Consider the following 21,425-nt stretch of genomic DNA (forward strand, 5'->3'; position numbering starts at 1 on the left):
GTGCTCTACTCACCTAAATAAGCTTTTTTTATGGCCTCATCGTTGAGAAGGTCTTTGGCGTCGCCTTCTTTTACAATACTTCCCGTCTCAAGGACATAAGCTCTGTTTGCGATTGAAAGAGCCTTCTTCGCGTTCTGCTCAACCAAAAGAACGGTAACTCCGTCCTTATTAACATCCTCAATTATCTTAAATATCTCATTTACAAAGATCGGTGAAAGCCCCATTGAAGGTTCATCCATAAGAATGAGATCGGGATGAGACATAAGCGCACGTCCCATTGCAAGCATCTGCTGCTCACCGCCGGAAAGAGTTCCCGCAAGCTGATTTTTTCTCTCCTCAAGTCTTGGGAAACGCTTGTATATATCAGCGAGTGTCTCTTCCATTTCTGCCTTACTCGATCTTGTGAAAGCACCCATCTTAAGATTCTGAAGGACCGTCATCTCGGCAAAAACTCTTCTTCCCTCGGGAACCTGGGCCATACCCATTCCAACAATCTTATGATTGGGAGTCTTTCTTAAATTAATTCCATTATAGTCTATTTCACCGGCGTTTGCTTGAATAAGTCCCGAAAGAGTATGAAGAGTCGTGGTCTTGCCTGCTCCGTTCGCACCTATAAGAGCCACGATCTCACCCTTATTTACATGAAAAGAAATTCCTTTAAGGGCTTTGATAACGCCGTAGTATACACTTAAATTACTAACTTGTAGTATTTGATCCATATGATAACCTCTATTCTATTCTGGGATAGTCACTACGCTCGTAAATACCTCGCTTAGTGTCTCCCCATGGTTCGCACTAGGCTCGATAATACCTCGCCAAGTGCTCTACTCACCTAGATATGCCTTTATTACTTCCGGATCCGCAAGCACTTCTTTGGTCTCTCCCTGGCAGAGAACCCTACCAAAGTTAAGCACCGTAAGCTTCTCACAGATACCGGATACCAGCTTCATATCATGCTCGATAAGAAGGATCGTCATTCCAAACTCCTTACGCACCAAAGCTATTGTATCCATTAGCTCGCCTGTCTCGTTGGGATTCATTCCGGCAGCGGGCTCATCAAGAAGAAGGAGCTTGGGATTGGTTGCCATAGCTCTTGCGATCTCAAGCTTTCTCTGCTTACCGTAAGGAAGATTTGAAGCAAGCGTATCTCTCTCTTTATCAAGATCGAAGACCTTCAGAAGACGCATAGCCTCTTCATCCATCTCTTTTTCCACTTTCTTATACTTACCAAGGTGAAGAATTCCTTCAAGAGTGCTGTATTTATAGTGCTCGGCAAGTCCAACCTTAACATTGTCTATAACAGGCATCTGCTTAAAGAGTCTGATGTTCTGGAATGTTCTTGCTATTCCGCAGTGATTGATCTCAATCGTACTCTTTCTTGTGATATCCTCACCGTCAAGTCTTATGATTCCCTCATTCGGTTTATAAACACCTGTCAAAAGATTGAACACAGTTGTCTTTCCCGCACCGTTAGGTCCGATAAGACCGTAAAGCTCACCTTTTTCAATTGAAATATTAAAATCATCAACAGCTCTGAGTCCACCAAAGGAGATGCTGAGATTATTTACATCCAAAAGTGCCATTATGCGATCTCCTTTCCGCTGTTTTTCTTAAATCCAAATCTACCTAGCGTTCTCTTTCTCCATTCAATGATCTTCGGTGACCAGTTAACGATCATCATAACAATAAGAACGATTGAATAGATCAGCATACGATAGTTACTGAAACCTCTGAGGAGCTCGGGAAGCAAGTAAAGTATGCAAGCCGCAATAACGCTGCCTCTGATATTTCCGATTCCGCCGAGCACAACATATACCAGGATCATGATCGAAGCATTATAACCAAAATACTGTGATGTAGCCGTAAGCGTAGTAATATTGTGAGAGAAAAGAACTCCCGCAGCGCCTGCAATGGCTGCCGAAATGGTAAATGCCATCATCTTATATCCCGTGACATTGATACCCGTAGATTCCGCTGCGATATAATTATCACGGATTGCCATGATCGCACGTCCGTCTCTTGAATTTATCAGATTGAGCACTACAAAAAGAGAAATCAGAAGTACGATTATTCCTATTGTAAAAGTTGAATCATGCGGAGTTCCGGTTATACCCATTGCTCCGTTTACAATAACCTCTCCTCCTTCATCGAGTCCAAGTTCCATCGCATTCTTAAGTGAAAAATGGATACCGCTCTTATCAATTCCTATATAAAAAGCATTGATAATATTCTTGATGATCTCACCAAACGCAAGAGTTACGATCGCAAGATAGTCACCCTTAAGTCTGAGAACCGGGATACCGATAAGAAATCCGAAAAGTGCCGCAAACGCGATTCCTATAAGGAAAGCAAGGAAAAACCTGATTCCCGAAGGAAGGATCTCTGCTGTCGCCTTAGAGAAAAAAGCGCTTGTAAATGCACCGATGCACATAAATCCGCAGTGTCCTATACTAAGCTCTCCCAAAATACCTACGCAGAGATTAAGCGCAACCGCAATCACAGCATAATAAGTCATGGGAATAAGAAGCCCCTTCATATGACTCGAAAGATTTCCGGTAGATGCAAGCACCGTGAAAAGAACAAATGCTGCAACCACAATTCCGTATGTGATTAAATTATTTTTTGTTATCTTATTTATCTTCATATTTCACACCGCCTTTTTCAGACTTTCTCCTGAATAACCTTGCCCAGAATACCTGTAGGCTTAACAAGCAGCACTACTACAAGAATTCCGAATACAATGGCATCAGAAAGCTGTGATGAAATATATGTCTTACTTAAGATCTCAACAATTCCGAGTACAAGACCTCCGATCATAGCCCCGGGGATAGAACCGATTCCTCCGAGAACCGCTGCTACGAACGCCTTGATTCCGGGCATTGCTCCCGTGTACGGAGAAAGTGAAGGATAAGCTGAGCACAAAAGAGCTCCCGCAACAGCTGCAAGCGAAGAACCTATCGCAAAGGTAAGCATAATGGTCTTATTTACATTTATACCCATAAGTGTAGCTGCACCCTTATCCTCGGCTACCGCAAGCATAGCCTGTCCCTGTTTGGTCTTATTGATAAAAAGCTGCAGTGCTATAAGAATAACAACACTTACTGCAATGGTAACGACCGTTACACCCTGAATTCTAAGCTGGCCGCCGGCAAAAGATAAACCTTCCCATTTAATGACAGATGTGAAAGACTTAATATCCGCTCCGAAAATAAGAAGCGCCACATTCTCCAGAAAATAACTGACACCAATGGCCGTAATAAGAACCGCCAACGGAGACGCTGCTCCTCTAAGGGGTCTGTATGCAACAAACTCAGTTGTAATACCAAGAAGTGTACACAGTATGACCGCCAATATTATTCCCACGACAGAATTTCCGCCGAGCGCCGCACTGACAGAAAAGATAATGTAGCAGCCCACCATGATAAAATCTCCGTGTGCAAAATTAAGCATCTTGGCAATTCCGTATACCATTGTGTATCCCAACGCGATTATCGCATAGATACTTCCCAGACTAAGTCCGTTAATGAGATAGGTTAAAAAGCTCATCTCAAACCTCCAAAAAACAATAGATCTTTTAATTGATTGATTAATCTAGCATACCATAAAAATTAACTTTTTATTAGCTAAAAACGCGGAATATCTTATGCAGATATCCCGCGTTACACTTCATTGTGTCAGGAATAAATACGTCTATATTTACTCAGCGGATACGTAAGCTCCGTCCTTGATAACAACAGCCTTAGGCTCCTTGTTGGGCTCACCTGAAGCATCCCAAGTCATCTTAGAAGATGTAAGACCTGAAGCCTCGATCTCTGTCATTGCACCCTTAAGTGCATCGCCAAGATCTGAAATACTCATATCAGGTGTAGCGTTCTTAGCTTCAATTGCCTGCTTGATGATAAATACTGCATCATAAGCATCAGCTGCGAACTGGTTGGGAGTCTCACCATATTTCTCCTCATACTTCTTAACGAAGTTTACTGTAAGATCGTCTGTAGCATCAGCTGCGAAAGGTGTAAGAAGCATTACGCCCTCAGCGAGCTTTGTATCAAAGTTCTCTACAGTAAGGATACCGTCCATACCGTCAACACCGAAGAATGTGGGAGCATATCCCATTGTGTTGGCCTGTGTAAGGATAAGTGAAGCTGCCTGATAGTAGATAGGAAGGAATACAAGGTCTGCACCTGCATCCTTAGCCTTCTGAAGCTGAACTGAGAAATCCGTTGCATTGTCGGCTGTGAAAGCTTCCTGTGAAACGATCTCATAGTTCTTACCTGCAGACTCATCTACAAACTTCTGATAGATTCCTGTTGAATATACATCTGAGCTGTCATAGATGATACCAACTTTAGTTGCAAGATTGTGATCTGAAATGTACTGAGCTGAAGCAATACCCTGGTTAGGATCTGAGAAACATACACGGAATACGTTGTCATATTTAACGCAATCAACTGCAGATCCCGAAGGTGTAAGCTGGAACATATTGTCAGCCTTTGTGTACTCTGAAACTGCGATTGAGCAAGCACTTGTTGTTGAACCAACAAGAATCTGCATTCCCCAATCCTTAAGTGTATTGTAAGCATTTACTGACTTCTCTGCATTAAGCTCGTCGTCTTCTTTGCTGTACTCTACCTGATATCCGTTGATACCGCCTGCTGCGTTGATATCCTCAACTGCAAGCTCTGCTGCATTACAAACCGCATTACCGTAAGCAGCTGCGCCACCTGTAAGAGGTCCGATGGCACCGATCTTAAATGTAGCTCCGTTGTCAGATGAGCTCTCTGTCTCCTGTGCCGGCTGTGTCTGTGCCTGAGAATCGCTTGTCTCAGTGCTTGCTGCGTCAGTACATCCTACAAGTGCGGAAGCAACAAGTACAGAAGCCATAAGTGCACTAATAACTTTGCCTAACTTCTTCATAATATTTCCCTCCTGAAAAAAATGAAAAACCAAAATGTATATTTGTATACAATCTGATATTTACTTTTGAAGTTTAAAGTACCAAACTAAAAAAGTCAATAATAAAAAGTAAACTTAATCATTTTAAATATCATTTCTTTATCATCAAAATAAGCTTCCTTATAGATCTTGTATCTTCACCGGGTTCCTGTATCTCTTCTTCAAACTGATCGGGATTGTCCGCATAATCATCCCAAAACGATTTTCTGCTGCACAACCACGCCTGAATATCCTCCGCGATGCTAAAAAGATCATACTTTTGCGCGCCATGCATTTCATAATCATATCTGTCATAATAAACAGGTCCGTTCTCATAACGGATCATGTCCATATAATAGCTATCCTTTATACTTTCAATAACACTGATAAGTACATGGTACTCAATATATGAAACCATTTCGGAAAAATTATTCCTATAAAACATACGCGTCTTTTCCATAAAAGCTTCATCATCGCTAAGTTTCCGCAGCCATCCGCTCTCATCCACAAGACCCTTTATCCAAAGAGCATTCGCCTCATTGCCTCCATATGAAAACCATGGATGCCCCATAGAAAGATCAAAATCCCAGACAGGACCTGCTACAAGCTTATCTTTCATTCCATTCTTATAAACATACTGACTGGCTCTGTCTGCATCGCCGTTCTCAAAAAACTCCTGCAAAAGATAATACTTTATAAAACTCCGCTCATCCGCAAGATCAGAAAATTCTTCCTCACCTTCCTTAATGGAATCTTCCACCTTGCAAATATCTTCTTTTATCTGTGCAAGCCTTTCCTGATCGGGCTCCGACGGATATTGTATCTTGGCAAAAAGGCCTTCCGTCTCCGCGTAGACACTTCCCTCGGTCTTAACTCTCTCTTCATAATCAAACTTGGCAAGATAACCGTCTGAAGAAATTTTCAGAAATCCATTACCCTCTTTTATCTTCTGCGCCGCAAGGTAAAGTCCCCTGTATTCGCCATTAATATAAAGATTTACATACTCACAGTCGGGAACATTATCCACCCCGATTCTCCTGGCCATATCCAAAACCAGATAGTTCTTAAGCTCGCTTTCATCATAAAAATTGGACAAAAGCACATAATTTCCGGCACTCTTCATTCCGAGAATGGATTTCTTCTCGTTAAAAGAAATATTGTATGAGCGCTTAAATTCCTGCCCCGGAAACTCCTCCATGAGCTCTGTCCATGTAGAATTACCATGCCCCGAGATCTTTAGCTTTCCCGAAGTTTCCTTTGCACCCAAAGGATCATAGACAGAATAGTCGGCAGTTGCCGTGATATTATGTAGCGGATCACCGTCCACCTTCTCCATGGAATCTTTTCCCGAAACCAAATACATTGTGCTCACTTCACCGCCGGTCAGGAAAAAGACATTTCCAAGTACCTTTTCACCTTTTTTATCAAGAAGCTCATAATCAAATTCCAATTCTCCGAGGCCGGTATTTTTTTTACCGTAATAGTTTAAAAAGCTGTCATCCAATATATCTCCCGGCGAAAAAGAAACATCCCCTATCTTTAACTCTTTTGCATTTCCGAAAAACATTTTGTACTCATAGCTCTCCGAATTTCCCGGCAAAAAGAAATACGTTTTTTCTCCTTCGCTATCATAATACGGATATATCTTAAGTTCGTCTGAAGGCTGTCCTTTGCTTTCGGCAACCACGTAAAAGCTTACATCATTGTCATTTAACTTTTCCTGATAGAACGGGATAAAAGCAAATAACGCAAGCGCAACGACACATAGAGACAAAAGCACAAAAACAGATTTTTTTGATTTCTTCAAATTTCTTTTCCTTTCATAAAAGGCATTTTTTCAGTTCTTATATAGATGATAACACGGGTTTGCATTATTTATTTATGGTTGTTACAATTATTTAGAGGGGGAATTGAATATGTTGCAATTATCTTATGTGGGGATTGCTTTCGCAGCGGTCTTCTATGTAGCATTTGGCATTGCAGTCAGGTTGATGGAACTTAGTGATACAGACCGCAACAAAGCACGTTTGTGGATCGTAGTTATATCTCTTAGTTCGTTTATCATTTCCAATTACGGTGCCGGAATTTTGAATCTTATGATGGGCAGAGTTTCATGGGGCATAGTGTTCCTGATACTCGGTACTTCTTTTGGTGTAATTCTGGGATCAATCTTTTTAAAACTCCACAATATCAAAGTACGTATAAAGATGCGCAGGTTTATGCTTCTGTTTGACACTGTGGAAAAATATATGAATGAAGGAAAGACCAAGGAAGAGATTCTTGATTATCTTACAAAGAGTCAGAAGCTCGCTCGCAAAGATGCGGTCAACTTCCTTAATTTCATCTCTGATCCGACCAATTACAAATTCCTTTCGGACGTTAATAACAAGATACGTGAAGCACGTATGCTTACAAGACTTAAATAAAAAAGCCGGACCAACCGGAGCATAATAATAAAAACAGGCTGTGAACTTTGGATCATCCCAAGATTCACAGCCTTTTCTTTTTGATCATTTTCGATCTGCATGCACAACTCTGAATTCATCAAATTGCGGATCTTCTATAAAATCCATGATAAGGTTGAGCGGTGTAAGCCCAATCGCTTCATGATGAATCTGCTCTCTTATAACCATCTTTTCATAAGTTGAAAGATTCTCAAATTCAGGATGGCTCCTTTCATACTTCTCACTAAGTTGATCAAACAAGTTGTACTCCGGATCTCCCCAGGCAAATACTTCGGCTGTCTTCAAATTTGGTTTGAACGGAGAATATTGCAGCTGGCTACTACTCATAGGAAGTGCTCCTTTCTCTTTATGCAAACTATTGAATTGAATGTCCGAAGGTGTGTAACCCCTCTGTTATAAATAATAGCACATTTTTGTACTAATTTTCATAAATTTTTCAAAGAATTGTGACTATTTACAGGTACTTTATAAGCCCTTCCAAGCCTTCACGCTCATATATTTCCTTATATATAGCTACTTCCGCCTTGATTATAGAGTCGATCTGACGCATTCCAAGGAGCTCAACAGGCGCCTTATCATCCGTCATTATGTTCTTTCCGGCCTCATAATCATTGAGCGCAGTCTTAACCCTTAACATCATTTCTTTAAGCTCATTCTCATCTTCAAGCGCAAGATTGTCATCAAATGTGCTCATAAAATCAGCCGAATCCGTTGCAAAAAGCTCTCTGTTGGTAGAATTGGCCACAGATGCGATCTTTACATTATCAAATACCGACGATATCGTGTCCGCAAGATATCTGTTGATGGTTGATTCGTTGTCATCGCTGAACATGTTCATATTTACGACCAAGACTCCGCCCGGATTAAGATGATTCTTTACCATTGTAAAAAACTCTGTCGAAGACATCTGAAAAGGAATAGTTATATCCTGATACGCGTCTACCATTATCACATCATATTTCTTTGAAGTTGCCGCAAGGTAAGCCCTTCCATCATAGGTCGTAACCTTGGTATCTTCGGGCAGTTCAAAATACTCATGAGCAAGATCCGTTATCTTCTGATCTATCTCAACACCCTCGATATCAATATTGTCAAAATGCCTTGAAAGCTGTGTCGCATAAGTTCCGGAGCCCATTCCGAGTATCAGGATATCGGTATTCTCACCGTTTTTTTCTTTCTCTTTTATCCCACTCATATACGGTGCAGCCATCGCATAATCGTAGTACATCCCGGTAAGTGCTCCGTCCTTTATAAGAATAGACTGAACTCCGAACAGAACGTTTGTCGAAAGAATAACGCTGTTGGCATCCTCTTTTACCTGAAGATAGTTATAGATCGACTCACCCTCAAAAGTAAGGTTATTCTCCCAAAAAGAAAAGCTCGTGTTGTGCCCGAGAATGCAACACAGTATAAAAGAGATCCCGCCAACTATAAGTTTCTTGCGGTTACCCGGGCCGTTTAAGAAAAAACATGCACAAAGAATTATCAAAATCCCCGCAAAAATAAGGAATGTAACAGATGTTCCGACAGCAGGGATGGTGACAAATGTAGGCACAAAAGTTCCTATGATGCTACCCACGGTGTTAAACGCACCGAGTGTTCCGATGATCTTACCGTTGTCATCAAGTGAATCCGTTGTGTACTTGGCAAGGCTCGGTGTCACGGTTCCGAGTAAAAAGAGCGGGAACACAAACACCACCATACATGTCACAAAAGCCGCGATAACAAGAAAATTATTGTTTACGGTAAATATCAAAAGGGCCGAGATACCGATAATGATATACTTACCGACCACAGGAATCGCCGCAATCCAGATAGCAGCGATCAATATCCTTCCGTAAAGTTTCTGCGGATCGGGGTTTTTATCCGCCGCCCGTCCACCATATATATTTCCAAGCGCCATCGCTATCATGATTGTTCCGATTATGATCGTCCACACGATCTGTGATGAACTAAAGTACGGTGCAAGGAGTCTGCTCGCTCCAAGCTCAACCGCCATGACGGACATTCCGGCAAAGAACTCCGTCAGATATAGAAAAAGCTTGTTGTTTAAGATACTGTATTGTTTCAAAACATATCTCTCCGTTCTCAAAAAATAATGAAAAATGTCGATGATCAAACCCGACATTTTTCATTATACCTTTAAATAAAAAAAATGGCTGCAAATATAAGACAATAAATTATTAAAAATAAGAAAACTGTGGAATACATCAAAAAGCAGCTTCGTCTTATGTCCTTATATTCAATCTCTCTTTTGGAATCTCCGATATACGGCTTATCATGAAGCTTTCCAAAATACGATGTCGGTCCGGCAAGGCGAAGCCCCAGAGCTCCCGCGCATACGCTTTCGCAATGCGCAGAATTGGGACTTGCATGCTTATATCTGTCCCTTAAATATATCTTGACCGCCCCTCCTACGTCGTAATACTTGCTGTAATCGCCCATAAGCGCCGTACATATTATCATAAACAGTGCACTGAGCCTGGCCGGAACAAACGCAAAGACATCGTCGGCCTTTGCGGCGAACCTTCCAAAGAACAAATACTTGTCATTCTTATATCCGATCATGGAATCCATGGTACTGACTGCCTTGTAAATAAATGCAAGAATCGGTCCTCCGAGCATAAGATAAAAAAGCGGGCAGATGACACCGTCGTTGGTGTTCTCCGCAACAGTTTCGACTGCTGCCCTTGCGATTCCCTTATCATCCAAACTTCCCGTATCTCTTCCGACTATCATCGAGACTTCTTTTCTTGCAAGCTCTATATCATTATTTTTAAGAGCCCTATATACCTTCATAGCCGCCTTGGAAAGACTCTTTGCAGCGATACTCTGCCAGCTCATAACAGACATAATTCCAAGCATAAGATATCCGTTTATTTTATGGGATATAAAGATGATCAAAAAAGCTGCCGCACCGGTGGCTATTATAACTATAAGCCATAGAAGAACACCTCTACGGAATTTTGATGCATCACTTATGGCGTTTTTTTCATTGCCATCCGTCTCGCCCACATGCTCAGCTTTACTTCTTGCTCCTGTCTCTCCAAGCAACCGCTTTTCCAGTGCACTTATGAGCTTTCCTATGATCTGCACAGGATGAATAAGATGCTCCGGATCTCCGAGGATCATATCTATGATGACACCCGTGATTATTGCTGCGGGGACATATTTGTAGTAAGCATGTAAAAAAGCAAACATAATAGCTTATCTTTGTCCTTTCGATGAGATAGGTCCTGCGCTATCGCATAATCTTCACCATCATAGCGAAATCATCGCGCAGATACACACCGCTACTGCGATCATCGTCTCGCACAGACACACGAACCATCCGGCCGTATCGCCTGTGATTCCGCCAAGTTCTTTTTTAGCCTTAAAATTGTAATATACAAAAGAGATAAGAGCAGCAATTATGGCTACAATCCCGCCTATCCTTCCGTATGCCGCCATGATAAGCGCCGCTATAGCGGCCTCTTTTACCAGGATAGAAAGACATCTCTTTTTATCTGAACCTTCGGCAAAAGTATAAAGACTCCCTTCACTCTTGGCGCATGGAAAGCTCACAACAGCTATACCGCTGAGTGCCCTTGAAAGAACAAATCCAAAGCATAATACCGCATAATATCTTTCATCAAATCCATTCCCCATAGCAATTATCACTGAAAGAGCCGAGATATATACCGCGCACAAAACCACAAGCTTTATCACGGCAAAAGCTCCTATATGAGGGTCTTTAAGTATTTCCAGCTTTTTCTCTTTTTCCCTGTATGAAGAAAAAACATCGCTGCAATCCATGAAACCGTCAACATGTATTCCGCCCGTGACCGCTATCGGGATCACAAAAAACAAAAGCGTCGAAGCCAAAAGACTGATATCAAAAGCGCGCACCAAAAGGCACCATCCATAACATATCGCCCCTATCACAATTCCTATAAGCGGAAAGAAGCAGATACTGTATTTCATATCCTCTTTTTCCCACTTAAATTGCGGCATGGGAATGCTTGAATACATGGAAAACGCTATGCAAAATGCTCTCAAAAGGTTTTTCATCTTTATTCCGATCCTCGTCCTATTCTTATCCTATTTGGGTTCCCTTTCCGCAAAAAACGCGGTAAACATCTCTGCTATCAGAAAGCGCCTGCATAAACCTTCCCGCATCATCGCGCCATCTTCTGTCTTCCTTGCTTAACGGAACTATTCCGCAGGTTATATCCTCACATATAAGAACCGCGTCTTTTGGAAAATCATCCGCCAGCTCGTGCACATCCATTCCCATCGAAAGAGCAAGTCTCTCGACATGTTCATATGCTTTAAAGCCTCTCGGAATGCCTATTTCTCCATGCAGGATCTCATCGGTTTCAAAAGTATATATATCCTCATCCTTGAGCCCAAACTTATTTTTTACGAAAGCTCTTTTCCCTTGAGCCGCGCCCCCGATAATCAAAGCGCCTTGCTTTTTTCCATCTCTTTTTAATAAATCCATAAGCTCTTTATCCTCTGCGACTGCAACACTCTTCTTGTGAATCATCGGAACGCCCGCACACATCTCGATCACCAGATCGGCGCAGTCCGTCACAACTCTCTCAAGCTTTCCCAGTCCTTCGCGATACAAAAAAGTATCTCCGTCATAAATCGCGGAATCGCTGTATATTCCATCGCTTACAAAAATAAGATCGGTGCGTTTTTCCGCTGTCGTTTTCATAAGCTCTTCCAATTCGGTTCCGACTCTTGCAGCAGCATCACGATCAGTAAAAAAACTGCCGTTTTTTTCAGTAAACATCTCGTTTGCAAGTAGCGCCGTAAGACTGTCTGTTAGATAAGTAGCAGCATCTTCTTGCATAATTTTATTTATGTCTGTCTGAATCTCTATTGTCTCAAAACCAAGCCCCGCTCTGTCCTCAACGTGGCGCCTTATCCTCTCGTCGTCCTCTTCTCCCGTCGACTTCATTGTCGCAACGTAAAACAGCCTGCCATGCTTTCTCTTCGATAAAAGCACCGCAAGTTTCTGAGCCAATCCGGATTTTCCGTTCTTACATCCTCCGGTCAAAAGAATTATCATCTGATCCCCTCTAAGTACGAATCGTCAATCTTACCCTCTTCAAACGTCGCCATATTGTTCATCATGGCGCACGCAGCCTTTATCACAGAAAAAGCAATGACGCATCCCGATCCCTCACCGAGCCCCATGTTAAGGTCAAGATAAGGATCAAGTCCAAGTTCTTTTATCGCTAGCTTATATCCAGGTTCCTTAGAAATATGAGAAGGAAAAAGATATCCCGAAACCGCGGGGCAAAGCTTAACCGCGCAAAGCGCCGAAACTGCGGAAATATATCCGTCTATCACAGCAGCTTTTCCTGATGCCGCGGCCCCTATAAAAGCTCCGCACATGGCCGCTATATCAAGACCTCCGACCTTGTAAATGATATCGATCACTTCTGAAATCACGCCTTCTCTATCCTCAATGCTCTTAATAGAAGCACCGTTCTCAAATCCATGCAAGCTTAACGCTCTTTTGATCACATCTTTCTTTTTTGAAAAAGAATCATCGTTAATGCCGGCGCCGCGTCCGGTAATGCCCTCGGGTTCTGCGCCCGTAAGCGCACATAAAACCGCTGTCGAAGTAGTGGTATTTCCTATCCCCATCTCTCCGATTCCGACAAGATCTATCATTCCGGTAGAACACACTTCTTCGCCCTCTTCTGTTCTATCGCACGTTTCCGGCTTTCCTTCGATATTCATCGCGCACCCGGCTCCTACAAGCATCGCTTTTACGCATTCTTCCGCTGTCATAGCAGGCTCTTTTGCTATATTTCCCGTACCTTTTCTTATATTCTCATAAACTATGCCTTCATCCGCATGAGCAAGGTCACACTTCTTTACAAGTCCCTCGTAATCAGTCTTAATACCGACATCAACTACGGTCACATCCGCGCCAAATTGCCTCGCAAGAGCTGCCATACCGGTTACGCCCCTTGTCATGTTGACTGCCTGCATCATAGTCACGGATACGGGCGCCGACGCAACACCTTCATCAGTAACCCCGTTATCTGCACAAAAAACAAGGATCCTTTTTGAAGTCACAAGGTTCTTAACACATCCCGTGATCCCTGCAAGCTTCCCTGCCATATCTTCAAGCTTTCCCATGCTCCTAGGAGGCTTAACAAGGCTACTTACATACTCTTTTGCCTTTGATATTGCCTCTTCGTCCGCGAAAGAAACAGCTTTGATCATATCTGTTAACTTTTCGTATTCTTTACTGTTCATACGTTTATTTTATATAATTATTAGCATAATGAAAACCATGGAAAAACATGATAAATATCCCGCTCACGGCGGTGACTGCAAACAAAATAACATAAGGCTTGATTTTAGCGTAAACATAAATCCTCTCGGGCCTCCGAAGAGCGTTCTTAACGCGCTCAAAAATCCCGCTTCTTTACTCGGAAAATACCCAACCCCCGATCAGTACGCATTAAGAAAGCTGCTTGAAGCCAAAAGAAATATCCCGATGGACAGGATTCTTATCGGAAACGGAGCTTCCGAGATAATAAGCATACTCGCCGGAGCGATCGCAACAAGAAAGCTGAAAAACTCAAGTACAGAAAATAGCGGAAATATCCTTCCCGTCGCTTCTGTTATTGCGCCCACATTTTCCGGATACGAAAGAGCTCTTTTAGCTTACGGCTTTGACATAAAATACTTTGAGCTTACTGAATGCTACGACTTTAGATTTAATGAGAGCTTCATTGATCGCGGAATCAAAGATATCGATAACCTTGACCTGGTCATATTATGCAATCCCAACAATCCTACCGGTGAGGCCATTCCAAAAACATTAATAAAAAAGATCGCAGATGAGTGCCAAAAGCGCGATATCATCCTCGCCATAGACGAAACCTTTATGGGTCTTGTAAACAACAAGAGCAAATACAGCTGTGAAAGCATCCTTGGAAAGAACAAAAATCTGATTCTCATAGATGCGTTCACCAAGCTCTACGCCATCCCGGGAGTTCGCCTAGGTTACTGCGCGACCTATAACGAAGAACTCCTTAAAGCCATATCGTTTATAAAACCCGAATGGAGCGTTTCAACCTTTGCCGAAGCTGCGGGTATCGCCGCTCTTTCGGAAAATTCCTATATTGATGAAGCAATAACTCTTATAGAAAAAGAAAAGAAATATCTGTTAAAAGAGCTTTCTTCACTGGGGTTCTGTCCGCAAGAAGGCGATGCTCCTTTTATACTCTTTTCCATTCCTCAAAAATACAATGCAAAAACTTTTTATGACAAAATGATAAAAGACCATGGAATACTGCTTAGAAACTGCAGTAATTTCCACGGTCTTGACGATCACTATTTTCGTATCGGAATAAAAAAGCACGAAGAAAACGTCGAACTTATGAAAGCTCTAAAGAACGTTTCTTCTTATTGTAGCCAAGGTACCAGACTACAGCAATAGCAATGAGCTCTACAATAATGCAAAATCCCGTTGCCTCCACGCCGAAATCAACGCTGTAAACAAAGCTGTCTCTGGCACTTGCGGCATCGAGTTTAAAGATTGAAAAATCAAACACAAGTCCGCTGTTTGGAAGTCCCAAAAGCACGTTCTGAGTATAGTTCCATGCAGCATGGAACATCATTACGCACCACAGGCTGTTATAGTAATAGACAATAAGAGAACAGAATATTCCGACAAGAATAATGCTGATAATCGCAAGCATCGTTACTCCGGGATTGAAAATATGGATAAGACCAAATAACACCGAATTTCCTATGATCGCAACTGCCGGATGTCTGTATCCTCTTCTGAGCCTATTGTAAAGGAAGCCTCTGCAAACCAGCTCTTCAGCTGATGACTGAACAAAAACAGCAATAAACAAAACAATATCTTTTATCGGATAGATTGCATTAAAATATATCGCAATATCTTTATTTATCATCGCTGCTACGGCGCAGGACATGTTCATAACAAATCCGATCACAAGGCCCACAAGCAACATTTTAATGTTATTCGAAGGCTCTTTTGTTCCTATCTTATCAAAAATAGGTCTGTCAGGCTTAAAGATTCCCATAAATACAAGTGTAAGAATCCACACACCGGTCGGAGCAAGATAAATAATAAGCATATAGACAAACGGATCTTGTAAGCTGATAGTCGGCACCAGCTGTTCTGCAGCACCTTCTATGAGAATCATAAGTATCCCACCGAATATATTACCGATTTCCAGGAAAAAATATGCAAGAACCAGCGATATCAGCGAAAAATCATACCACCTGAAATTATCGGTATGAATCCTCTTAAAAAACTCTTTCATTTTAACACTCCTTTTATAAATGTTATTTTATATTGATCACGGAAACCTCAAGCCCGCTGTATTCAGCGGAAAGCGAGAACTTCGCAGCAATATCTTCCGTGATATATACTTTTTTGTCTTCCGTTACAAGAATCGCGCCAAATCCGGCTTTTTCCCTAGAGCCTAAGGCGTGTTTTTTTATGAAATCAACAGCGTCTTCCGTCCCCATTACAAAAAGAGCTGTCGAAAGACCGTCATCCATCAGTCCATTATCTCCGATAACAGTCACCGAAGCAAGCCCGTTCCTTGAAGGCTTCCCGGTCTCTGGATCAAGAATATGCCAGTAAACTTCTCCGTCTTTTTCAAAAAATCTCTCGTATCCGCCTGAAGTTATCACAGACGTATCAGTTGCTTCAAATACACCGAGCATTCCGCTCTTACTGTCGGAAAAAGGACTCTTTATCGCTACTTTCCAAGGAGTTCCGTCCGGCTTATTACCTATACACTCTACGTTTCCTCCAAGATTGATAAGGCCCGAAGTCACTCCGTTTTCTTTGAAAAAATTCGCAAGATAAGAACCTGTATATCCCTTAACCACACTGCCCAAATCAATCTGCATATCATCGGGAATTGTAACTTCGAAGCTTCCGTCATTAAGCTTCTTCAAATCTATCTTACCGTAATCTACTTTATCTACGAGCACGGCAAGCTCTTCATCATCCGGGACCCTGTACTCTCCCGTTGTAAATCCCCATTCTTTTAAAACCGGATATATCGATATATCCAGCTTTCCGCCGGTCTCCTTGCAGACATCAAGCGCACCTTCAAGAATCTTACCGCTTTCAGCCGAGAATTTCGCCTTCTTATTATCATTAAGAGTGCCTATCTCGCTGTTCTTCTTGGTGACGGAGAGCGTATTTTCAATCTCTCTTATCTTTTGCTCAGCCTGCGAAAGAAGCTGCTCATCGCCTTGAACTTCAAGTTCCATTATCGTGTCCATCGCAAAGATAGTGGAGATGTTTATCACCTGCGTAGAGCTGCAAGCGGGTAGCAAAGATATAACCAAAGCAAGCGCAGATGCAAGTAATGCGGCACCTATGCAATTGTTTTTCTTCTTTATATTTATATTCATCGTCATCATTATAAATGATAATCACACCTTTTCACTACTGATAATTTTTAATTATTTCCCATATGTTTTTTCATCTTGTATAATTCAGTTATACCAATCGAGGAGGAAATACAGATTATGAAAAAGAGAATAATTACAAGTTTAATCTTAACCGCAGCTCTTTCATTCGGAGCACTTACAGGATGCGGTGCAAAAGCAGAAGAAACACAGGCGCCTGCAGCTGAGGCTACTCAGGCTGAGGCAGAGACAGAGCCTGCAGCAGAAGCAGCTGATACAACAGCTGACACCGATAAGAAGATCACTGTAGGAGCAACACCCGTTCCTCACGCAGAGATTCTTGACAACATAGTAAAAGAAGTACTTGCAAAAGACGGATGGACACTTGAGACAGTTGTTTTCCAGGATTACGTTCTTCCCAACACTTCACTTGAATCAGGCGAGATCGATGCAAACTATTTCCAGACACTCGGATATCTCGATCAGCAGAACAAAGACGCAGGTCTTCACCTTGCAGCTGTAGCAGGAATCCACATCGAGCCCATGGGTATCTACTCACAGAAGTACACTAAACTCGACGAGATTCCCGACGGCGCTGAGATCGGTATCCCCAACGACCCCGACAACGGTGCAAGAGCACTTGATCTTTTAGTTCAGAAGGGACTTCTTACATCAAAGGGTTCTTTTGGCGAGGATGCAAGCTACACAGAGGATGCTCTTTCAAAAGACAAGGATGCTAACCCTCACGGTTACAAGATCACACCTCTTGAGGCAGCAAGCCTTCCTCTTTCACTTCCCGATCTTGATGCGGCAGCCATCAACGGAAACTACGCACTTGAAGCAGAGCTTCCCGCTAAGTATCCCGCACTTGATATCGAGGAATTCGACGACGAGACAACAGTTAAGAGAACCAACTTCCTTGTAGTTAAGGACGGTGAGCAGGATTCTGAGAAGATCAAGGCTCTTGTAGCAGCTCTTAAGTCAGACGAAGTTAAAAAATACATTGAGGATACATACAAGGGTGCAGTTATCCCTTCATTCATCGATCCTCAGTAATACACTAAAAATCTTCCTTTCATAGATATGACACGTCTCATTTGCCGGTGACGTGTCATATTTGATGTTTGAATAAAATAATGCAATAATGTTGACGGAGCAATTCATGTCATCATATTTACAGTAGACAGGTGGTTTAACTATCCATGATACAGATAAAAAACGTCAAAAAAACTTTTAACAAAACCGAAGTATTGAAGGGAATAAATATCGACATTGAAAAGGGCGAGATTTTCGGCATCATCGGACAAAGCGGTGCCGGTAAATCCACTCTCCTTAGATGCATCAACGGCCTTGAATCCTACGATGAAGGTTCGATCATTGTTGACGATACACTCGTTGATATCAGGAACAAAAAAGTCCTTCGAAATCTTCAAAAAAGAATGGGCATGATCTTCCAGGGCTTTAACCTTCTTGAGAGACTGGATGTTTATCACAATATCGCCCTTCCCATGAAATTCTGGGGAATCCCTACCAATACTCCCGAGGCAAAAGAAAAGATTTTAAACCTCATCAAACTCGTAGGACTCGAAGAAAAAGTTCATTCAAAACCAAGAGAACTCTCAGGCGGTCAGAAGCAGCGTGTCGCTATTGCAAGAGCGCTTGCACTCGATCCTGATTTTCTTTTGTGCGATGAGGCAACAAGTGCGCTCGATCCTGAGATCACAAAGGGCATCCTTGCTCTTTTACAAAAGATAAATAAAGAGATGGGCATTACGATCATCATCGTAACTCACCAGATGGAAGTGGTTAAGCAGGTCTGCCAGAAGGTTGCTTTCCTTAGTAACGGCAAGGTTCTTGCCGTCGGAAAACCCGAGCAGCTCTTTGTATGGCCAAAAGAACGCGAGATCAGGGAATTCCTTCGAGAAGAAAGCGACAAGCTCCCTTCGACAGGAGTCAATCTCAAACTCTTTTTCTACGGAGAAGGCAATCAGCGTCCTATCGTTACCGAAATGTCCAGAGAGCTACAGACCAACTTCAACATCTGTTGGGCCAAGCTTGAAGACTTCAGAGAAGATGTCTACGGAAGTCTTGTACTCAACATGGACGAAAAAGACCTTGAGAAAGCGTGCGCTTTCTTAGACAGTAAAGATGTAACATGGGAGGTGATCAGATAATGTCAGGAATCTTATCGACAACAGGCATGAGCACAGTTATAATGACTGCCTTTAAGCAAACTTTATACATGGTATTTTGGTCAACTCTCTTTTCAGTGATACTCGGATTTATTCCGGCCATAATACTTACGCTTACGGCTCCCGACGGACTTAAGCCCAACAAGATCGTATATGAGATCTTAAGCTTTTTGGTTAACGTATTCAGAAGCTTTCCTTTTATCATCCTTCTTGTAATACTTATTCCTTTTACAAGAATGGTTGTAGGAAAATCAATCGGAACAACAGCTTCTATCGTGCCTCTTACCGTATCTGCGATTCCATATATTGCAAGAGTGTTTGAGACGAGCCTTCGCGAGACCAATCCCGGAGTCATAGAAGCCGCAAGATCGTTCGGAGCATCAAATTTACAGATTCTTATAAGAGTTTATGTAAAAGAATCCATTCCGAGAATGCTTAACGGAATCATCCTTCTTGTTATCTCGCTTATCGGATATTCCGCTATGGCAGGAACTGTCGGAGGCGGCGGAATCGGTGATATCGCCATCCGTTACGGATATCAGCAGTACAAGACCGAATATCTTATTGTATGCTCGGTTATCCTGATCGCATTCGTACAGGCTATTCAGATGCTCGGAAACTATATGTATAAAAAAATGAGCTGATTAAATTTAACAATAAATAAAGCCGGAGACGTCTGGTTTGACGCCGCCGGCTTTTAAAATACAATTCTTTATCTTTATTTATACTGCTGAAGCTTCTCGATAAAAGTCTGCGCCATATCGCTAAGCTCACTCCCTTTTCGGATGATATATCCGAGTGTGAGTGTCTCCTCTTCCTTGAGCTTAACGTGATGAATCTCTGAAGTGTTAAGACTATCACCTAGCATCGCCGCGCCAACCGCATATCCGTTAAGTCCAAGCATAAGCTCTACAGATGTGGCTCTTTCATTGGTGCTTATGACCTTCTTGTAATCGTAAGTTGCAAGCGCCTCTTCCCTGTAATAGAAAGAAGTATTGTCTCCCTGGTCGAATACCATGCAAGGATAATCCTGAAGCTCTTCAAGAGATATCTCATCCCTGTCCGCAAGCGGATGGTCTTTTCTTAAATATACATAAGTATCTCTTGTAAACAGCTCATGGAATTCAAGAGAAGCATCCGCAAAGATCTTCTTGAACATATTTCTGTTGAACTCGCTGAGCGCGATAACTCCGACCTCACTCCTAAGGCTCTTGAGGTCGTCTATAACTTCACTTGTCTGAGTCTCTCTGATAGAAAACTGATACTCTTCAAGATCGTATTCCTTAACGGTATCTATAAATGCATTTACAGCTACGGTGTAATGCTGCATGGAAACTGAGAATGTAGGCTTATCAACCTTGGAATTGATATACTTGTCCTCAATCTTTTCAAACTGCTCAACCGCACTTCTTGCATAAGCAATAAACGCTCCGCCTGCAACCGTAGTCACAACGCCGTTATGGACTCTCTGGAATATCTGAATTCCAAGCTCGTTTTCAAGATCTCTTACCGCACTTGAAAGACCGGGCTGCGACACATAAAGTCTGTCGGCCGCCTTTCTCATCGAGCATTCTTCATCAATCGCTATTACGTATTTAAGCTGTAAAATGGTCATATGTATAATCTCCGAACAGATTTTTATACATAATACCACACTTAAATAACATATGCATCCTGAGGAATAATTCTTGATAAGAATTGCCTGGTTCGCTCCTCCTTAGGCTTATAGAATATTTCGCTCGGTTTCCCTTCTTCAACGACCACTCCGCTGGCCATAAAGATCACCCTGTCAGCAACATCCTCGGCAAAAGACATCTCGTGAGTCACCACGATCATCGTTATTCCGGTCTTTGCCACCTTCTTGATCACTTCAAGAGTTTCTCCCACAAGCTCTGGGTCGAGTGCCGATGTTGGTTCGTCAAATAATATCAGATCCGGCTTAAGCGCCACGGCTCTCGCAATTCCCACTCTTTGCTGCTGTCCGCCCGAAAGCTGAGAGGGATAGGAATCTTTCTTTTCCAGCATTCCTACATTATCAAGAACCTCTTCCGCAATCCTTTGTGCCTCGGACTTACTCTTTTTCTGAACCTGAACAAGTCCCTCCATCACGTTCTGAAGCACCGTTTTATGCGCAAACAGTCCGTAGTTCTGAAACACAAAGCCCGTGTGCCTTCTCATATAAAGCACATCTTTTTTCCTGGCGGTCTTAAAATTTATTTCCTTTTCGCCAAACTTCATTATTCCGCTGTCGGCTCTCTCAAGGAAATTTATACTCCTAAGAAGCGTCGTCTTTCCCGAACCGCTCGGTCCAAGGATTACAACAACTTCGCCGTCATTAACTTTTATCGAAACATCCCTTAGAACTTCCTGTTTACCAAAGGACTTTTTTACTCCCGTAAGCTCTATCACAGCT

21 protein-coding genes are annotated in these 21,425 nt (G+C 42.3%); 5 read left to right on the forward strand and 16 right to left on the reverse strand.

Going from position 1 to position 21,425, the window contains the following annotated elements; all coding sequences use genetic code 11:
* Positions 1-5: 5 nt before the first annotated feature.
* The 6 genes from BM377_RS04225 to BM377_RS04250 form a co-directional block, all read right to left on the reverse strand.
* Positions 6-719: an ABC transporter ATP-binding protein gene (locus BM377_RS04225; RefSeq protein WP_092244201.1), complete on the reverse strand. Its 714-nt coding sequence runs from the start codon at positions 717-719 to the stop codon at positions 6-8.
* 105 nt (positions 720-824) lie between these two features.
* Positions 825-1,583 (reverse strand): ABC transporter ATP-binding protein, encoded by a 759-nt coding sequence (locus BM377_RS04230; protein WP_092244204.1) that lies wholly within the window; start codon positions 1,581-1,583, stop codon positions 825-827.
* Positions 1,583-2,644: a branched-chain amino acid ABC transporter permease gene (locus BM377_RS04235; RefSeq protein ID WP_092244207.1), complete on the reverse strand. Its 1,062-nt coding sequence runs from the start codon at positions 2,642-2,644 to the stop codon at positions 1,583-1,585. The genes BM377_RS04230 and BM377_RS04235 overlap by 1 nt, the downstream gene beginning before the upstream one ends.
* A gap of 17 nt (positions 2,645-2,661) precedes the next feature.
* Positions 2,662-3,546, reverse strand: a complete 885-nt coding sequence (locus BM377_RS04240; protein ID WP_092244210.1) for a branched-chain amino acid ABC transporter permease — start codon at positions 3,544-3,546, stop codon at positions 2,662-2,664.
* Positions 3,547-3,696: 150 nt separating this feature from the next.
* Positions 3,697-4,917, reverse strand: a complete 1,221-nt coding sequence (locus tag BM377_RS04245) for an ABC transporter substrate-binding protein (RefSeq protein ID WP_092244213.1) — start codon at positions 4,915-4,917, stop codon at positions 3,697-3,699.
* A gap of 130 nt (positions 4,918-5,047) precedes the next feature.
* A complete protein-coding gene (locus BM377_RS04250) occupies positions 5,048-6,742 on the reverse strand; it encodes a CotH kinase family protein (RefSeq protein ID WP_092244216.1) in 1,695 nt (564 codons plus the stop codon).
* Positions 6,743-6,851: 109 nt separating this feature from the next.
* Here BM377_RS04250 and BM377_RS04255 point away from each other — a divergent pair, with 109 nt between their 5' ends.
* A complete protein-coding gene (locus BM377_RS04255; protein ID WP_092244219.1) occupies positions 6,852-7,361 on the forward strand; it encodes a hypothetical protein in 510 nt (169 codons plus the stop codon).
* A gap of 84 nt (positions 7,362-7,445) precedes the next feature.
* On the opposite strand, the gene BM377_RS04260 is transcribed toward BM377_RS04255, so the two are convergent.
* The 6 genes from BM377_RS04260 to cobT form a co-directional block, all read right to left on the reverse strand.
* Complete coding sequence (locus tag BM377_RS04260; protein ID WP_092244222.1) at positions 7,446-7,727, reverse strand: hypothetical protein; 282 nt, start codon at positions 7,725-7,727, stop codon at positions 7,446-7,448.
* 127 nt (positions 7,728-7,854) lie between these two features.
* On the reverse strand, positions 7,855-9,408 hold the full coding sequence (locus BM377_RS04265) for a spermidine synthase (RefSeq protein ID WP_442857311.1): 1,554 nt from the start codon (positions 9,406-9,408) through the stop codon (positions 7,855-7,857).
* Between the two features lie 134 nt (positions 9,409-9,542).
* Positions 9,543-10,601 carry an adenosylcobinamide-phosphate synthase CbiB gene (gene cbiB, locus BM377_RS04270; RefSeq protein ID WP_092244225.1) on the reverse strand — a complete coding sequence of 353 codons (1,059 nt, stop codon included), beginning with the start codon at positions 10,599-10,601 and terminating at the stop codon, positions 9,543-9,545.
* A gap of 60 nt (positions 10,602-10,661) precedes the next feature.
* On the reverse strand, positions 10,662-11,450 hold the full coding sequence (locus tag BM377_RS04275; RefSeq protein WP_092244228.1) for an adenosylcobinamide-GDP ribazoletransferase: 789 nt from the start codon (positions 11,448-11,450) through the stop codon (positions 10,662-10,664).
* 25 nt (positions 11,451-11,475) lie between these two features.
* A complete protein-coding gene (locus tag BM377_RS04280; RefSeq protein WP_092244231.1) occupies positions 11,476-12,459 on the reverse strand; it encodes a bifunctional adenosylcobinamide kinase/adenosylcobinamide-phosphate guanylyltransferase in 984 nt (327 codons plus the stop codon).
* Positions 12,456-13,664 carry a nicotinate-nucleotide--dimethylbenzimidazole phosphoribosyltransferase gene (gene cobT / locus BM377_RS04285; protein WP_092244234.1) on the reverse strand — a complete coding sequence of 403 codons (1,209 nt, stop codon included), beginning with the start codon at positions 13,662-13,664 and terminating at the stop codon, positions 12,456-12,458. The genes BM377_RS04280 and cobT overlap by 4 nt, the downstream gene beginning before the upstream one ends.
* A 37-nt stretch (positions 13,665-13,701) precedes the next feature.
* Here cobT and BM377_RS04290 point away from each other — a divergent pair, with 37 nt between their 5' ends.
* Positions 13,702-14,856, forward strand: a complete 1,155-nt coding sequence (locus BM377_RS04290; RefSeq protein ID WP_177223790.1) for a pyridoxal phosphate-dependent aminotransferase — start codon at positions 13,702-13,704, stop codon at positions 14,854-14,856.
* On the opposite strand, the gene BM377_RS04295 is transcribed toward BM377_RS04290, so the two are convergent.
* Positions 14,795-15,712 (reverse strand): CPBP family intramembrane glutamic endopeptidase, encoded by a 918-nt coding sequence (locus BM377_RS04295; protein ID WP_092244240.1) that lies wholly within the window; start codon positions 15,710-15,712, stop codon positions 14,795-14,797. The genes BM377_RS04290 and BM377_RS04295 overlap by 62 nt on opposite strands.
* Before the next feature lie 22 nt (positions 15,713-15,734).
* Positions 15,735-16,823, reverse strand: coding sequence for an FAD:protein FMN transferase (locus BM377_RS04300; protein ID WP_177223791.1), 1,089 nt, complete (start codon positions 16,821-16,823; stop codon positions 15,735-15,737).
* 117 nt (positions 16,824-16,940) lie between these two features.
* On the opposite strand from BM377_RS04300, the gene BM377_RS04305 reads away from it, so the two are divergent.
* The 3 genes from BM377_RS04305 (at position 16,941) to BM377_RS04315 (ending at position 19,656) form a co-directional block, all read left to right on the forward strand.
* A complete protein-coding gene (locus BM377_RS04305) occupies positions 16,941-17,876 on the forward strand; it encodes a MetQ/NlpA family ABC transporter substrate-binding protein (protein ID WP_092244246.1) in 936 nt (311 codons plus the stop codon).
* Positions 17,877-18,022: 146 nt separating this feature from the next.
* Positions 18,023-18,994, forward strand: a complete 972-nt coding sequence (locus tag BM377_RS04310; protein WP_092244249.1) for a methionine ABC transporter ATP-binding protein — start codon at positions 18,023-18,025, stop codon at positions 18,992-18,994.
* Entirely contained in the window at positions 18,994-19,656 is a 663-nt protein-coding gene (locus tag BM377_RS04315) for a methionine ABC transporter permease (RefSeq protein WP_330392941.1), read from the forward strand. The genes BM377_RS04310 and BM377_RS04315 overlap by 1 nt, the downstream gene beginning before the upstream one ends.
* A 74-nt stretch (positions 19,657-19,730) precedes the next feature.
* Here the strand turns inward: BM377_RS04315 and BM377_RS04320 are convergent, their stop codons facing one another.
* Both BM377_RS04320 and BM377_RS04325 read right to left on the reverse strand, forming a co-directional pair.
* Positions 19,731-20,627 carry a LysR family transcriptional regulator gene (locus tag BM377_RS04320; RefSeq protein WP_092244252.1) on the reverse strand — a complete coding sequence of 299 codons (897 nt, stop codon included), beginning with the start codon at positions 20,625-20,627 and terminating at the stop codon, positions 19,731-19,733.
* A 41-nt stretch (positions 20,628-20,668) separates the two neighbouring features.
* Positions 20,669-21,421 carry an amino acid ABC transporter ATP-binding protein gene (locus BM377_RS04325; RefSeq protein WP_092244255.1) on the reverse strand — a complete coding sequence of 251 codons (753 nt, stop codon included), beginning with the start codon at positions 21,419-21,421 and terminating at the stop codon, positions 20,669-20,671.
* Positions 21,422-21,425 lie beyond the last annotated feature (4 nt).

Source organism: Butyrivibrio sp. INlla21 (assembly GCF_900116875.1).
GTDB lineage: Bacteria > Bacillota > Clostridia > Lachnospirales > Lachnospiraceae > Butyrivibrio.

What these genes read in the sequence shown, in the direction of transcription:
- BM377_RS04225 (WP_092244201.1), bottom strand. Translation starts at nt 719, where the DNA reads ATGGATCAAATACTACAAGTTAGTAATTTAAGTGTATACTACGGCGTT.
- BM377_RS04230 (WP_092244204.1), bottom strand. Translation starts at nt 1,583, where the DNA reads ATGGCACTTTTGGATGTAAATAATCTCAGCATCTCCTTTGGTGGACTC.
- BM377_RS04235 (WP_092244207.1), bottom strand. Translation starts at nt 2,644, where the DNA reads ATGAAGATAAATAAGATAACAAAAAATAATTTAATCACATACGGAATT.
- BM377_RS04240 (WP_092244210.1), bottom strand. Translation starts at nt 3,546, where the DNA reads ATGAGCTTTTTAACCTATCTCATTAACGGACTTAGTCTGGGAAGTATC.
- BM377_RS04245 (WP_092244213.1), bottom strand. Translation starts at nt 4,917, where the DNA reads ATGAAGAAGTTAGGCAAAGTTATTAGTGCACTTATGGCTTCTGTACTT.
- BM377_RS04255 (WP_092244219.1), top strand. Translation starts at nt 6,852, where the DNA reads ATGTTGCAATTATCTTATGTGGGGATTGCTTTCGCAGCGGTCTTCTAT.
- BM377_RS04260 (WP_092244222.1), bottom strand. Translation starts at nt 7,727, where the DNA reads ATGAGTAGTAGCCAGCTGCAATATTCTCCGTTCAAACCAAATTTGAAG.
- BM377_RS04265 (WP_442857311.1), bottom strand. Translation starts at nt 9,408, where the DNA reads ATGTCCGTCATGGCGGTTGAGCTTGGAGCGAGCAGACTCCTTGCACCG.
- cbiB (WP_092244225.1), bottom strand. Translation starts at nt 10,601, where the DNA reads ATGTTTGCTTTTTTACATGCTTACTACAAATATGTCCCCGCAGCAATA.
- BM377_RS04275 (WP_092244228.1), bottom strand. Translation starts at nt 11,450, where the DNA reads ATGAAAAACCTTTTGAGAGCATTTTGCATAGCGTTTTCCATGTATTCA.
- BM377_RS04280 (WP_092244231.1), bottom strand. Translation starts at nt 12,459, where the DNA reads ATGATAATTCTTTTGACCGGAGGATGTAAGAACGGAAAATCCGGATTG.
- cobT (WP_092244234.1), bottom strand. Translation starts at nt 13,664, where the DNA reads ATGAACAGTAAAGAATACGAAAAGTTAACAGATATGATCAAAGCTGTT.
- BM377_RS04290 (WP_177223790.1), top strand. Translation starts at nt 13,702, where the DNA reads ATGGAAAAACATGATAAATATCCCGCTCACGGCGGTGACTGCAAACAA.
- BM377_RS04295 (WP_092244240.1), bottom strand. Translation starts at nt 15,712, where the DNA reads ATGAAAGAGTTTTTTAAGAGGATTCATACCGATAATTTCAGGTGGTAT.
- BM377_RS04300 (WP_177223791.1), bottom strand. Translation starts at nt 16,823, where the DNA reads ATGAATATAAATATAAAGAAGAAAAACAATTGCATAGGTGCCGCATTA.
- BM377_RS04305 (WP_092244246.1), top strand. Translation starts at nt 16,941, where the DNA reads ATGAAAAAGAGAATAATTACAAGTTTAATCTTAACCGCAGCTCTTTCA.
- BM377_RS04310 (WP_092244249.1), top strand. Translation starts at nt 18,023, where the DNA reads ATGATACAGATAAAAAACGTCAAAAAAACTTTTAACAAAACCGAAGTA.
- BM377_RS04315 (WP_330392941.1), top strand. Translation starts at nt 18,994, where the DNA reads ATGTCAGGAATCTTATCGACAACAGGCATGAGCACAGTTATAATGACT.
- BM377_RS04320 (WP_092244252.1), bottom strand. Translation starts at nt 20,627, where the DNA reads ATGACCATTTTACAGCTTAAATACGTAATAGCGATTGATGAAGAATGC.